General features: G+C 72.9%; 13 protein-coding genes and 1 tRNA gene. 3 read left to right on the top strand and 11 right to left on the bottom strand.

The window, feature by feature from the left end:
* Positions 1-3 precede the first annotated feature (3 nt).
* Together ABT369_RS13330 and ABT369_RS13325 are read left to right on the top strand one after the other, a co-directional pair.
* The gene (locus tag ABT369_RS13330) at positions 4-354 is read left to right on the top strand and encodes a YkvA family protein (protein ID WP_350612004.1); all 351 of its coding nucleotides are present in this window, start codon (positions 4-6) and stop codon (positions 352-354) included.
* A 28-nt stretch (positions 355-382) separates the two neighbouring features.
* A complete protein-coding gene (locus ABT369_RS13325; protein ID WP_350612003.1) occupies positions 383-1747 on the top strand; it encodes a cystathionine beta-synthase in 1365 nt (454 codons plus the stop codon).
* A 6-nt stretch (positions 1748-1753) separates the two neighbouring features.
* On the opposite strand, the gene ABT369_RS13320 is transcribed toward ABT369_RS13325, so the two are convergent.
* The 3 genes from ABT369_RS13320 to ABT369_RS13310 all read right to left on the bottom strand — a co-directional run bounded on the left by ABT369_RS13320 (position 1754) and on the right by ABT369_RS13310 (position 3084).
* On the bottom strand, positions 1754-2089 hold the full coding sequence (locus tag ABT369_RS13320) for a hypothetical protein (RefSeq protein WP_350612002.1): 336 nt from the start codon (positions 2087-2089) through the stop codon (positions 1754-1756).
* Positions 2089-2856, bottom strand: a complete 768-nt coding sequence (locus tag ABT369_RS13315) for a Bax inhibitor-1/YccA family protein (RefSeq protein WP_350612001.1) — start codon at positions 2854-2856, stop codon at positions 2089-2091. Before ABT369_RS13315 ends, ABT369_RS13320 begins: the two co-directional genes overlap by 1 nt.
* A 147-nt stretch (positions 2857-3003) precedes the next feature.
* A tRNA-Leu gene (locus ABT369_RS13310) sits at positions 3004-3084 on the bottom strand.
* 197 nt (positions 3085-3281) lie between these two features.
* On the opposite strand from ABT369_RS13310, the gene ABT369_RS13305 reads away from it, so the two are divergent.
* Positions 3282-4940, top strand: a complete 1659-nt coding sequence (locus tag ABT369_RS13305) for a hypothetical protein (RefSeq protein WP_350612000.1) — start codon at positions 3282-3284, stop codon at positions 4938-4940.
* Positions 4941-4946: 6 nt separating this feature from the next.
* Here the strand turns inward: ABT369_RS13305 and ABT369_RS13300 are convergent, their stop codons facing one another.
* The 8 genes from ABT369_RS13300 to ABT369_RS13265 all read right to left on the bottom strand — a co-directional run bounded on the left by ABT369_RS13300 (position 4947) and on the right by ABT369_RS13265 (position 12375).
* Positions 4947-6311 (bottom strand): NAD(P)/FAD-dependent oxidoreductase, encoded by a 1365-nt coding sequence (locus ABT369_RS13300; protein WP_350611999.1) that lies wholly within the window; start codon positions 6309-6311, stop codon positions 4947-4949.
* 94 nt (positions 6312-6405) lie between these two features.
* Positions 6406-6981 (bottom strand): hypothetical protein, encoded by a 576-nt coding sequence (locus ABT369_RS13295; protein ID WP_350611998.1) that lies wholly within the window; start codon positions 6979-6981, stop codon positions 6406-6408.
* A complete protein-coding gene (locus tag ABT369_RS13290) occupies positions 6981-8309 on the bottom strand; it encodes a DUF58 domain-containing protein (protein WP_350611997.1) in 1329 nt (442 codons plus the stop codon). The genes ABT369_RS13295 and ABT369_RS13290 overlap by 1 nt, the downstream gene beginning before the upstream one ends.
* Positions 8310-8315: 6 nt before the next feature.
* The gene (locus ABT369_RS13285; RefSeq protein ID WP_350611996.1) at positions 8316-9305 is read right to left on the bottom strand and encodes an AAA family ATPase; all 990 of its coding nucleotides are present in this window, start codon (positions 9303-9305) and stop codon (positions 8316-8318) included.
* Positions 9302-9967: a hypothetical protein gene (locus ABT369_RS13280; RefSeq protein ID WP_350611995.1), complete on the bottom strand. Its 666-nt coding sequence runs from the start codon at positions 9965-9967 to the stop codon at positions 9302-9304. Before ABT369_RS13280 ends, ABT369_RS13285 begins: the two co-directional genes overlap by 4 nt.
* Positions 9957-10700, bottom strand: coding sequence for a DUF4129 domain-containing protein (locus ABT369_RS13275; RefSeq protein WP_350611994.1), 744 nt, complete (start codon positions 10698-10700; stop codon positions 9957-9959). The genes ABT369_RS13280 and ABT369_RS13275 overlap by 11 nt, the downstream gene beginning before the upstream one ends.
* 9 nt (positions 10701-10709) lie before the next feature.
* Positions 10710-11402 (bottom strand): uracil-DNA glycosylase, encoded by a 693-nt coding sequence (locus ABT369_RS13270; RefSeq protein WP_350611993.1) that lies wholly within the window; start codon positions 11400-11402, stop codon positions 10710-10712.
* A 10-nt stretch (positions 11403-11412) separates the two neighbouring features.
* Positions 11413-12375: a DUF1700 domain-containing protein gene (locus ABT369_RS13265; RefSeq protein WP_350611992.1), complete on the bottom strand. Its 963-nt coding sequence runs from the start codon at positions 12373-12375 to the stop codon at positions 11413-11415.
* Positions 12376-12408 lie beyond the last annotated feature (33 nt).

Here is a 12408-nt window from a genome sequence, read left to right as displayed (position 1 = left end):
ATCATGGCGGACAGTGTGCTGCGACGGCGGATGGCGTGGACGGCGCTCGCGCGCGTGTTCCGCTCCGACACCCCCGGGATCGGCAGGCGGCTCGCGGCGATCCCGCGCATGGTCAAGGCGACCATGAAGGGGCAGTACGACGGCGGCACGCGCCTGGCGATGCTGGCCGTCGCGGGGGTGTACATCGTCTCCCCCATCGACGCCGTGCCGGAGGCGTTCCTGCTGGTCTTCGGGCTCGTCGACGACCTGGCCGTGGCCGGGTACTTCGCCGGCGCCCTGATGGACGAGCTCGAGCGCTTCCTGGAGTGGGAGGAGCAGCGGGAGCACATCATTCCCGGACACGTCGTCGGGTAGTCCCGGGCAGGCCGGATACGCTGGCGGCGTGCGCTACTACGACAACGTCGTCGAGTTGGTGGGCAACACGCCCCTGGTCCGGCTCCGCAACGTCACCGCCGGCATCTCCGCCACCGTCCTGGCCAAGGTCGAATACCTCAATCCGGGCGGCAGCGTGAAGGACCGCATCGCGCTGCGGATGGTCGAGGAGGCCGAGAAGGCCGGGCTGCTCGGGCCGGGCGGGACGATCGTCGAGCCCACGTCCGGCAACACCGGCGTCGGGCTCGCGCTGGTGGCCCAGCTCAAGGGGTACCGCTGCGTCTTCGTCTGCCCCGACAAGGTGAGCGAGGACAAGCAGAACGTCCTGCGGGCCTATGGAGCCGAGGTCGTGGTCTGCCCCACCGCCGTCGCCCCCGAGGACCCCCGGTCCTACTACAACGTCTCCGACCGCCTGGCCCGGGAGATCCCCGGCGCCTGGAAGCCCGACCAGTACGCGAACCCGGCGAACCCCCGCTCGCACTACGAGACCACCGGCCCCGAGATCTGGGAGCAGACCGAGGGCCGCGTCACCCACTTCGTGGCGGGCGTCGGCACCGGCGGCACGATCTCCGGCGCCGGGCGCTACCTGAAGGAGGCCTCCGGGGGCCGCGTGCGCGTCGTCGGGGCCGACCCCGAGGGCTCGGTGTATTCGGGCGGCACCGGCCGCCCCTACCTCGTCGAGGGGGTCGGCGAGGACTTCTGGCCGACGACCTACGACCGCACCATCTGCGACGAGATCGTCGAGGTGTCGGACAAGGACTCATTCGACCTCACCCGCCGCCTGGCCCGCGAGGAGGGCCTGCTCGTCGGCGGCTCCTGCGGCATGGCCGTGGCCGCGGCGCTGAAGGTCGCCCGCGAGGCCGGCCCGGACGACGTGGTCGTGGTGCTGCTGCCCGACGGGGGCCGCGGCTACCTCTCCAAGATCTTCAACGACGACTGGATGGCTCGGTACGGCTTCCTCCGTACAGCCGAGCAGACCCCGACGGTCGCCGACGTCCTGGTCGGCAAGGACGGCCGGGTGCCCGGCATGGTGCATGTGCACCCCAACGAGACCGTGCGCGACGCGATCGACTACATGCGCGAATACGGCGTCTCGCAGCTGCCGGTGCTCAAGGCCGAGCCGCCCGTCGTCACCGGCGAGGTCGCGGGCTCGATCGCCGAGCGGGACCTGCTGGACGCGCTCTTCTCGGGCCACGCCCACCTGCACGACATGGTCGAGCGGCACATGGGCGACCCGCTGCCGATGATCGGCGGCGGCCAGCCCGTCAGCGAGGCGGTCGCGCTGCTGGAGAAGGCCGACGCCGCGGTGGTGCTCATCGACGGCAAGCCGGCCGGCGTCATCACCCGCCAGGACCTGCTCGCCCACCTGACCTGAGGCCGTCTACCCGAAGGCGCCGCGGACCGCCGTGATGCGGGCCGCGGCGTCCTGCCGCACCGCGAGCGGGGCGAAGCGGCGCAGGTCGGCCGCGACCACCTGGAGCTGGTCGGGCAGGGCCAGGTCGTTGTCGAGCCGGGGCACCGGGATCGGCGGCCGGCCCTCCGCCTCCGCGCACCGGTCGGCCATCCACTGCACCAGGTCGTGCATGAGGTCGGCCCGGCTTGGCCCAGACAGCCCGGAAACAGACAGACCGGACGCCGCCCATCGGGGCGGCGTCCAGTGTGAGACCTGGCCGACCAGCTTGCGCACCGCGGTGTCGAGCTGATCGTCGTGCGTCATCAGCGGCGCAGGTAGCTCAGCATGCGCAGGATCTCGTAGTACAGGAAGATCAGGCCCACGAGGATGCCGAACGCGCAGTACCAGGCGTACTTCTCCGGCATCCCGTAGCGGGTGCCCTGCTCGATCGCGTCGAAGTCCAGGATGAAGGTCAGCGCGGCCACGCCGATGATCACCAGGCTGAAGACGATCGGCAGCCAGCTGACCTGGCCGTTCATCGTGTACTCACGCAGGCCCAGGTTGACGCCGAACAGGTAGAACAGCCAGTTGGCGAAGGACAGGACCACGACGCCGATGAGAGCGCCGATGACGAACTTGGTGAAGCGCGGCGTCGCCCGCAGCACCTTGAGCTTGTAGAGCACCGCCATCACGGCGAAGATGCCGAACGTGCCGACGATCGCCTGCAGCACGATCCCCGAGAACCAGCTCTCGAAGGCGCGGCTGAAGATGCCGAGCGCGACGCCCTGCAGCGCCGCGTAGGGGATGATCACGGCCGGGCTGGTGACCCGGCGGAACGAGATGACGAGGCCAAGCACGAGCCCGGCGATGCCGGACATGAAGGCCGCGAAGTAGGTCACCGGGCTGCTGGCCGGCAACAGGATCCACGCGCCGGCCCCGACGACGCCGGTGATGGCGAGCAGGGCGACGGTCCGGACGACGACGTCGTCCATGGTCATGGCGCGCGTGGGCGCGCCCGGATACGCGGTCTCGTAACGGGAAGCCCGCGCCGCCTCGCCAAGGCGGGTGAGCACCGGGTTCGAACTCTGCACGATCGGCCTCCATGGGCTCTCATTCACGTGTAAGCCCAGGGTACCGCGAACTCGCCCGCGTGAAACGAGCACCATACAGCCCGACGTTACGGTCGAAGATAACGACGGAATTCGTGCGATTTGTGGGGGCAATGACCATAAACTCGGTGCCCGGGGCGGGGTTCGAACCCGCACGCCTCGCGGCAGCCGCTTTTAAGGCGGCCGTGTCTGCCGTTCCACCACCCGGGCGTAGAAACGCGATCTCACGGTAGCCCGTCCGACGAACCCCCAACACCGACAAGGGGTTGGCCGTTACTGTCGTCCGGGTGACCAGCGCCCCACAGACCGACGAGGCGGGCACTGCGCCGGTTGACCATGAAACACCGGCCGCGCAGCCATTGCGCATTCGCCGCTTATGGATTAGCGACCTTGCCGCATGCGCCCTCATGGTGCTCGCGGCCGCCCTGCTGACGCGGGGCCTCTGGGCCGATCCAGCGGGTCGCGGCCTCGCGCTGAACGCCAATGACCAGGCTCTCGACGAGTGGTTTCTCGCCTACGCCACCCGAGCGTATCGCGGCGACTTCCATTTCGTGACCGGCGCTCTCAACGCGCCCGAGGGCATCAACGTGCTCGGCAACGCCTCGCTCGTCGGGCTCGGCGTGCTCTTCGCCCCCTTGACCCTCGCGTTCGGGGCGCCCGTGACGTTCGCGGTCGTGACCGGGTTCAACCTCGCGGCCAACGGTGCCGGGTGGTACCTCCTCTTCGCCCGCACCGCCGGACTCCACCGCCTGGCCTCGCTCATCGGCGGCGCCTTCTGCGGCTTCGCGCCGGGCATGGTGAGCCAGTCCAACGGCCACCTGCACATGACCGCGGCGTGGCTGGTGCCCGCGATCGCCTGGTGCGTGTTCAGCCTCGCCAAGGGGCAGCGCAGTGTCCGGCTCGGGCTGCTGCTGGGCGGGCTGGTCGTCGCGCAGTTCTTCCTCGGCGAGGAGGTACTGCTCCTGGCCGCCATCACCCTCACGCTGTTCTGCCTGGCGTTCGCCGCGACCACCCGGCCGATCCCGAGGCACGTGCTGCCGTCGCTGGGCATCGGGCTCGGCGTCGCCGCGGCCGTCGCCCTGGTCGCGCTCGCGTACCCGATCTGGCTGCAGTTCCGCGGACCGCAGAGCGCGCACGGCGGCGTGTTCAAGCCGGAGTTCTACTCGGCCGACCTCAAGAGCTTCGCGGCCATCTCCCCGCTCTCGCTGGCCGGCGGCGACGGCGCGGCGAGGCTGGCGAGCGGGCCGGCGGAGTACACCGCCTTCTTCGGCGCCCCCCTGCTCATCGTGGTCCTGGGCGCGACGCTGTGGATGTGGCGGCGCCCGGCCGTCGTGGCGTGCACGGTGGTGTCGGTCGTGCTGTGCGCGCTCGCGCTCGGCCCGCACGTCGTGGTCGGGCACGAGCGCACCGAGCAGTGGGCGCCGTACTCCCTGATCGCCCACGTCCCGATCGTGGAGTGGGCGCTGCCGACCCGCTTCGCGCTGGCCGCCGTCCCGCTGCTCGGATTCGTGCTGGCGTGCGTGGTACACGCCGCGCTGACCCAGACCGAGACGCTCAAGCTGCTCGTGCCGGTCGCGGTGGTGGCCGCGCTCGTGCCGCTGGCCCCGATGCCGCTGCCCACCGCCGAGCGCGCCCCGGTGCCGAAGTTCTTCACCGAGGGGTACTGGCGCGGCTGCGCCCCCCGCGACGGCACGATCGTCCCGGTGCCACTGCCCGACTGGAACGACCCGCAGGCGATGCGCTGGGCCGCGGCCACCGGGGTGTCGTTCGCGACCCCGCAGGGCTGGTTCATCGGCCCGTACGGCGACGGCGGCGCCTCGGCCGTGGGCGTCTTCCCGCGGCCGACGTCGCAGCTGCTGCACCGGGCGGTGGCCAACGACAGCCCGCCGGTGCTCACCGACCAGGACCGCATCGACCTGCGCCAGGACGTCGCCTACTGGCACGCGTCGTGCTTCGTGCTCGCCGACGGCCAGCGGGGCGCCGCGGCGCTCAAGAGCACCCTCGACGCCCTGCTCGGCCCCGGCGAACGCGTCGCCGACGTGTTGGTCTGGCGCGCCCGAAGCTAGTCGGGCTCAGGCCGCCTTCTTCTCGGCGGTCTGGCCCCGCACGGGCAGCGGGATCGGGACCGCGACCTCGGTGAAGGCCTCGCGCGGCTCGTGCAGGGAGCCGAGCGCGACGACCTCGCGGCGCAGCACGAGCTGCAGGGTCCAGTCCACGAGCACCCGGATCTTGCGGTTCAGGGTGGGGATGCGGCTGAGGTGGTACGTCCGGTGCATGAACCACGCCGGAACGCCCCGGACCTTGATGCCGTACACCCGCGCGGCCCCCTTGTAGAGCCCGAGCCCGGCGACCGAGCCCACGTGCTTGTGCCGGTAGTCGACGGGCGCCCGGCCCCGCACCACCGCCGCGATGTTGTCGGCGAGCTGGGAGGCCTGCCGCACCGCGTGCTGGGCGCTGGGCGAGCACAGCGCGCCCGGGTCCGCGGCGGTGAGGTCCGGCACCGCGGCGCAGTCCCCGGCGCTCCACGCGCCCTCGACCACGTTGCCCTCGGCGTCGACGACCTGCAGCGTCGGCTTGCAGGTGATCGCGCCGCGGGGGCTCCTCGGCAGGTCGGTGTCCTCGAGCATCGGGTGCGGCTTGACGCCCGCGGTCCACACGATCGTGTCGGCCTCGAAGGCGTCGCCGTCGGAGAGCTTCACGAGGCCGTCGACGCACGACTCCAGCCGCGTGCCGAGGCGGATGTCGATGCCGCGCCGCGTCAGCTGTACCGCGGTGTAGGCCCCCATCTCCGCGCCGACCTCGGGCAGGATGCGGTTGGCCGCCTCCACGAGCATGAAGCGGACCTCGTCGCGGGGGATCTCCGGGTAGTACCGCAGCGCGCCCCGGACCATGTCCTCCATCTCGGCCAGCGCCTCGACGCCCGCGTAGCCGCCGCCGACGAAGACGAACGCGAGCGCGCGGCGCCGCGTGGCCTCGTCGTCGGTGGTCGCGGCGACGTCGAGCCGGTCGAGCACGCTGTTGCGCAGGAACACGGCCTCGCCGATGGTCTTGAAGCCGACCGCCTGCTCGCGCAGGCCGGGGATCGGCAGGGTGCGCGAGACCGAGCCGGGCGCGACGACGATGTGGTCGTAGGGCACCTCGCGCGCCGGGCCGATGATCGGCTGGACGATGGCGACCTTCCGCGCGTGCTCGATGCTGGTCACCGTGCCGGACAGCACGTGACAGTCCTTGAGCTCGCGGCGCAGCGGGACGACGCTGTGCCGGGGGGAGATGTTGCCGGCCGCCGACTCTGGCAGGAACGGCTGGTAGGTCATGTGGGGCTGGGGGTCGACGACGGTGACCTCAGCCTCGTGCCGGTTGAGCTTCTTCGACAGGCGCAGGGCGGCATAGAGCCCGACGTGCCCGGCCCCGACGATCAGGATTCGCTTCGCAGCCACGGGTGCAACGCTAGGGACGAGCGTCGCTCTCTGCTGCCGCGGGCCGGACACATGTAATGCCCGTTACCAGGGCTGTAACGGGGGCCACAGGGGGTCAGCCGGACACCCGGCGGGCCACGAGATAGGCCAGGACACCGGCCGCGGCGACCCCCACGAGGGACGCGACGAGGAACACGGGGCCGATCGTCGCCCGCACGAGGAACAGCATCGCCACGCTGACGACCGCGCTCACGGCCACCACCGCGCCGGCCCGCAGCAGCCAGCCGCTGATCACGCCCGGGGAGACCACGGCGTCGTACGGCAGCACCGCGGCCAGGGCGGCCAGGGAGTGCATGAGGTACAGCACCGTCGAGAGCCCGATGAGCCGGGGGACGGAGACGCTCTCGCCGTACACCAGGGGCCCCAGCAGCCAGCCGAACGCGCACGCGAAGATCGCGAGCCCGGGCAGGCGCGAGCGCGGGAACGTCGCGGGCAGCAGTGCCACGATGGCGGCCAGCACGATGGCGGCCACGTTGTGCATGACCTCGGCCGGGAACGCGAGCACCAGGCTCAGCGCCGCGAAGAGCACGATCGCGCCGCGGACCAGCAGCGGCCCGGCCGCGGCCCGCTCGACCTTGTCCCGCAGGCGGCCGATGCGCCCGGAGAAGTACTCCGCCAGCTCGTCGAGCATTACGCCGTCACCGTCCGCCCGACCGCCACGCGCGCGACCCCCTGCAGCACCTCGTCGAGGCTGCCGGCCCCGCCCCAGGCGACGACCGGCACGCCGTGCTCCCGCAGCTGGCCGATGATGGCCTCGCGCTCCAGGCGCCACATGCGCTGGGCGACGTCGCCCCACTTGCCGGTCGCGCGCAGGCGCAGTACCGGATCCGCCAGTGTGTCCACGGCCACCACGAACCTTCCGGCGCGGGCCAGGTTGGCCAGCATCGCCGCGCTGCGCACGTCCAGCAGCGGGGTGAGCACCATCACCAGCGCGTTGCCCTGGATCATGTGCGGGCCGAACGACGACGGCGGCGGCTCGTCGGACTGCTCGCCGGCGGCGACGTCGAGCAGGAACTCCAGCGCGGTCATGTAGTGCCGCCGGCCGCTGGCCGCGCGCAGGTGCCGGACGGTCCCGCCGTACTGCAGCAGCGCCACCCGGTCGCCCCGGTGCAGGTAGTGCTCGGCGATGCCGGCCGCGGCGCGCACGGTGATGTCGAGCACCGAGGCGCGCCCGTCGATGCCGCCGGAGCGGCCGGCCTCGTGCAGCGCGTCGAGCAGCACGACGACCTCGGCGTCGCGGTCGGAGAGGGTGCTCACGACGTGGATCTCGCGGGTGCGCAGCGACACCCGCCAGTCGATGCGGCGCAGGCGGTCGCCGGGGCCGAAGCGGCGCACGCCCGCGAGCTCGCCGCCCTCGCCGGTGCGCCGGGAGCGGTGGCCGCCGACGTGCCCGGCCGCGCGGGGCATCGCCTCGGCCGCGTCGAAGTGCTCGGTCGCCGGATACGCCTTGAGCGGCAGCGGCGGCGTCTGCACCGCGCGGCCGACGAGCAGCCCGTCGGAGGCGACGGCGTGCGCGGTCACCGGGCCGAGCGGGTGGCGGCCCCAGCGCAGCACCCGGCCCTCCAGGTCGACGCCCGAGATCGTCCCGCCGTCGACGGTGACCGCGTAGGGGCGGTCACTGTGCTTGAGCCGGACCCAGCGCGGGACCACCGAGCGGACCACGAGCAGGTCGAAGCCGACCGGGTTCGGGTTGCCGACGTTGATCGTGACGCCGAGGTCGGCCCCCTCGACCAGGAACGGCTCGGCCGCGATGGCCTCGACGGTGGGGCCACGGCGCGGGCGGCGCACCAGCGACACGGCGGTGCCGATGGCGAACGGCGCGGCGATGACCACCAGGTCGAAGCGGCCGGTGAGCACGGCGACGAGCACGAGCGCGCCCGTGACCAGCACGGCCCGGCCCAGGGCGTGGGTCGGCTCGAACGCCCGCGCGTGCGACCGGGGTGCCCCGCGCTCGCTCATCGGACCTCAGCCACGGCGACCGCCGTAGGACGGCAGCGCCCCGCTGGCCGGGGCCGGCGTCTGGGCCAGCACCTCGGTGACCACGGAGCGCGGGTCGATGCGCTTGAGCCACATCTCCGGGCGCAGCGAGATGCGGTGGGCCAGAGCCGGGATCGCGACCGCCTTGACGTCCTCGGGCACCACGTAGTCCCGGCCGCTCAGCGCCGCCGACGCGCGGGACAGCAGCAGCAGCGCGAGGGAGCCGCGGGGCGACGCGCCGACCAGCACGTGCGGGTGCACGCGGGTGGCGGCGGTCAAGGCGACGATGTACCGCCCGATCGAGTCCTCCACCACGACGTCCTCGAGCGCCGCCTGCATGGCCAGCAGCGTCTCGGAGTCGACGACCGGCTCGAGGATCGCCTCCTCCTGCCGCCGCGACATCCGCCGCCGCAGCACGTCCCACTCCTCGTCGGCCTCCGGGTAGCCGAACGACACCCGCAGCAGGAACCGGTCGAGCTGGGCCTCGGGCAGGGGGTAGGTGCCCTCGTACTCGATCGGGTTCGCGGTGGCGAGCACGTGGAACGGCGCGTCGAGGCGGTAGGTGGCGCCCTCGACGGAGACCTGCCGCTCCTGCATCGCCTCCAGCAGCGCGGACTGGGTCTTCGGGGGCGTGCGGTTGATCTCGTCGGCGAGCAGCAGGTTGGTGAAGACCGGCCCGGCCCGGAACGAGAACTCGTGGTTGCGCTGGTCGTAGAGGAACGAGCCGGTGACGTCGGCGGGCAGCAGGTCGGGGGTGAACTGCAGGCGGCGGAAGCCGATGCCGAGCGCCTGCGCGAACGAGCGCGCGGTCAGCGTCTTGCCCAGGCCGGGCAGGTCCTCCAGCAGCACGTGGCCGCCGGCCAGGATCCCGGCGAGGACCAGCTCCAGCGAGTCGCGCTTGCCGACGACCACCGTGCCGACCTGGTCCAGGACCACCTTGGCGATCCGGCCCACCTCGGCCGGTGCGAGCGTCTTCATAGCGCCTCCACCTTCGCGACGATCGATGCTATGTCCTGCGGGCTGGGCACGCGGGACGGTGTGTAGTGCAGCAGCTGCCAGAGCTCCTCGCCGACGAGCCGGCGCGCCTGCTCCGGCTGGCCGGCCAGGGTGATGCCGTGGCGCTGGCGGAGCCGGGCGTCGACCAGGTCGGTGAAGCGGGGCACGACGACGGCCGCGAAACGGTTCGGGTCGCGTTCGCCCCACACGAACCGGTCGTCCCACTTGGCCACGGCCAGCAGGATGCCGTCGCCGGACGGGATCGCGTCGCGCAGGTCGCGCCGCCCCGGCGCCCGCTCCGGCCGCCGCCCCTCCCGCGGCCGGGCGACCGGCTCCAGGCCGGCGCCGGTCAGGGTGGCGGGCAGCTCGTCGGCGCGGACCTGCTGCAGCATCTCCCAGATCACCTGGATGGCGACGATGACGAGCAGCAGGAGCGCGTACTGCAGGGTGTAGCCGACGAAGTACAGGATGCCGCCGCCGACCGTGGTCAGCGCGACGGCGACGAACAGCCGGCGCACCCACCAGCGCCAGTCGAACGGGCGCGACGGGCGGCGGGCCGGACGCGGCGCCTGCTCGCGGCGCGGGACCGCGGGGCCGCCGTCGAAGAGCTCGTCGAGGCCGACCACCTGCTCCTCACGGGGCACCGGGCTCACCTCCACGCGCGCCCACGCCGGCGAGCTCGGCGCGGATCTGCCGCAGGGCGCCGATCGCGTCCTGGCGGGAGCGCTCGCCGACCGGGTGGGTGGCGTAGCGGGCCTCGCGGTACACCTCGGCGAAGCCCTCGAGCGTGGGGCGGCTCACCTGATGGGCCGACAGCAGGCGGGTGACGAGCTCGGTCGGGCTGTCGCCGACCAGGCGCGGGGTGCCCGCGGCCGCGGCGGCGCGCTCCAGGCGCACCCAGCAGGCGATCACGGCCCGGCGGGGGTCGGTGTCGGTGTCGCTGAGTTCGACGATGCCCGCCTCGACGGCGGCCATGACCTCCTCGGCCGCGCCCGCGGTCATCGGGCGGGGGGCCTCGGGCTCGACATAGACCCGCGGTTTGGCCTTGGCGGTGCGGTTGCTCAGCAGGTAGTACACCAGGCTGCCGACCAGGACCAGGACCAGCAGCCCGCACAGCGCGGTCGCGCCGGTCAGCACCCAGTCCGGGATCTCGAGGTCGTCGTTGCGCCCGGCGTCGGCCGGCGGCTCGGGCGCCTTCTGGTCGCTCGGGGCCAGGACGGTCGGGGTCGGCCGGTCCACCGCCGGCGTCGCCACCGGCACGTTGTTGATCTCCAGCGTGGACATGGACGACGCCAGCCCGCCGATGATGAGCACGGCGATGACGCCCAGCACCGGCCACCATCGGCTGAAGGTGCGGTCCCGAGCCTCCACCAGCATCCCGTCGCTCTAAGCAAGCCCGGCGAGCTGCTTCGCCCGGGCGAGAATCTCGTCCAGCATTCCTGGCGTGAGCCGACCGGTAAAGGTGTTCTGTTGACTCACGTGGTAACAACCGAGCAACGCAGGGGCGCGTTCGGCCTGCCACAGGGTCCCGTGGCCGAACGGTACCTTCCTTGCCGGTGCTACACCGTAGACGGCTCGCAGCGCCGGCCAGAAGGCGGCCCACGCGAATGCGCCGAGGGCGATCACCACGCGCAGGTCAGGGGCGATCTCGCGGAGCTCGCGATGCAGGAAGGGCGCGCAGGTGTCGCGCTCGACCGGGGTGGGCTTGTTGTCCGGCGGGGCGCAGCGCACGGCGGAGAAGATCCGCAGGCCGGTCAGCGTGAGCCCGTCGTCACGGGAGGTGCTGGTGGGCTGGTTGGCCAGGCCCGCGCGGTGCAGCGCCGCGAAGAGCACGTCGCCGGAGCGGTCGCCGGTGAAGATCCGGCCGGTGCGGTTGCCGCCGTGGGCGGCCGGGGCGAGCCCGAGGATGGCGATGGGCGCCCGGTGCGAGCCGAAGCCCGGCACCGGGCGCCCCCAGTACTCCTGGTCACGGAAGGCCGCGCGCTTGACGGTGGCGACCTCCTCCCGCCACGCCACCAGCCGGGGGCAGCGGCGGCACTCGGAGATCTCCTGATCGAGCCGGTCGAGCGCGTCTTCCACAGGTCCGACGTTAGCCGGACGCCGACGGGCTCCCGCTCGGGCTCGGGTTCACGCTCGCGCTCGGCGTCGGCGTCGGCGTCGGCGGTGACGTCGGCGTCGGCGTCGGCGTCGGCGTCGGCGTGGTGGTCGTGGTGGGCTGCGGCGCGGTGCCTTCCGACGGGGCGGTGCGGCCCAGCGGGCACAGCGGGTAGGCCGGGGTCGCCCGGGGCTCGGGGCCCTGACCGGCGTAGCAGCGCCAGGCGTCGCCCATCGAGATCGGGTTGCCGTTCTGGTCGTACAGCGTGACGTTCTGCAGCGGCCGACCGTCCTGGTCCACCGGGTACACGTCCACGATCCCCTGGTAGGGGTTGGACGAGGCCTGCGGCAGGTAGGACTGCGAGTTCCCGAGCTGATCCAGGTTCACGGCCATGACCAGCACGCCGATGATCCCGAGGGCGGTGATCCCGTAGCCGACGAAGCGGTGCATGCGCGGCCGGCCGACGGCCCCCAGCCGCACCGAGGCGATCACGGCCGCGACGATGAGCACCCAGCCGAGCGGGTCGTCGATGCGGTCGGACGGCAGGATGTCCATCGCGAAGATCAGCACCACGATCGCGACCCCGCGCGCGACCCACCAGGCCGGGCGCAGCAGGCGCAGGAAGTCGGTGGCGCGCTCGTAGCCGATGAGCCGCCCGCCGCGCTCGTCCGCGATCCGCAGCCGGCCTCGCAGCCGCTCCAGGTCGACCCGGGCGGTGCTCGCGGCGCCGGCGCCGGCCTCGATGCCGGCCGCGGCGCGCAGCTCGGCGGCGTAGGCGGCGGGCGGGCCGAGCCGCTCGACCAGCGAGCCGCCCTGCTCCTCGAGGACCTCGACGAAGTGCGCGGGCAGGTCCTCCATGAGGTCCTCGCGCACCTCCAGCGGCAGGTCGGCCAGCGCCTCCCCGACCCGCTCCAGGTAGTAGTCGATCTCCAGGCTGCTGCCGCTCGGCGCGATCATGCCGCCACCTCCGCTTCGCTCCGGCGCCGGCAT

The organism is Dactylosporangium sp. NPDC000244 (assembly GCF_040300725.1).
GTDB lineage: Bacteria > Actinomycetota > Actinomycetes > Mycobacteriales > Micromonosporaceae > Dactylosporangium.
Note: the sequence above shows the minus strand (reverse complement) of the source record. Positions and strands in the feature narration are given on the sequence as shown.

Excerpts from the sequence above, each read along its gene's own strand:
- ABT369_RS13290 (WP_350611997.1), bottom strand. The coding sequence starts at position 8,309 with ATGAGCGAGCGCGGGGCACCCCGGTCGCACGCGCGGGCGTTCGAGCCG.
- ABT369_RS13265 (WP_350611992.1), bottom strand. The coding sequence starts at position 12,375 with ATGATCGCGCCGAGCGGCAGCAGCCTGGAGATCGACTACTACCTGGAG.
- ABT369_RS13305 (WP_350612000.1), top strand. The coding sequence starts at position 3,282 with ATGGTGCTCGCGGCCGCCCTGCTGACGCGGGGCCTCTGGGCCGATCCA.
- ABT369_RS13275 (WP_350611994.1), bottom strand. The coding sequence starts at position 10,700 with ATGCTGGTGGAGGCTCGGGACCGCACCTTCAGCCGATGGTGGCCGGTG.
- ABT369_RS13285 (WP_350611996.1), bottom strand. The coding sequence starts at position 9,305 with ATGAAGACGCTCGCACCGGCCGAGGTGGGCCGGATCGCCAAGGTGGTC.
- ABT369_RS13320 (WP_350612002.1), bottom strand. The coding sequence starts at position 2,089 with ATGACGCACGACGATCAGCTCGACACCGCGGTGCGCAAGCTGGTCGGC.
- ABT369_RS13330 (WP_350612004.1), top strand. The coding sequence starts at position 4 with ATGGCGGACAGTGTGCTGCGACGGCGGATGGCGTGGACGGCGCTCGCG.
- ABT369_RS13295 (WP_350611998.1), bottom strand. The coding sequence starts at position 6,981 with ATGCTCGACGAGCTGGCGGAGTACTTCTCCGGGCGCATCGGCCGCCTG.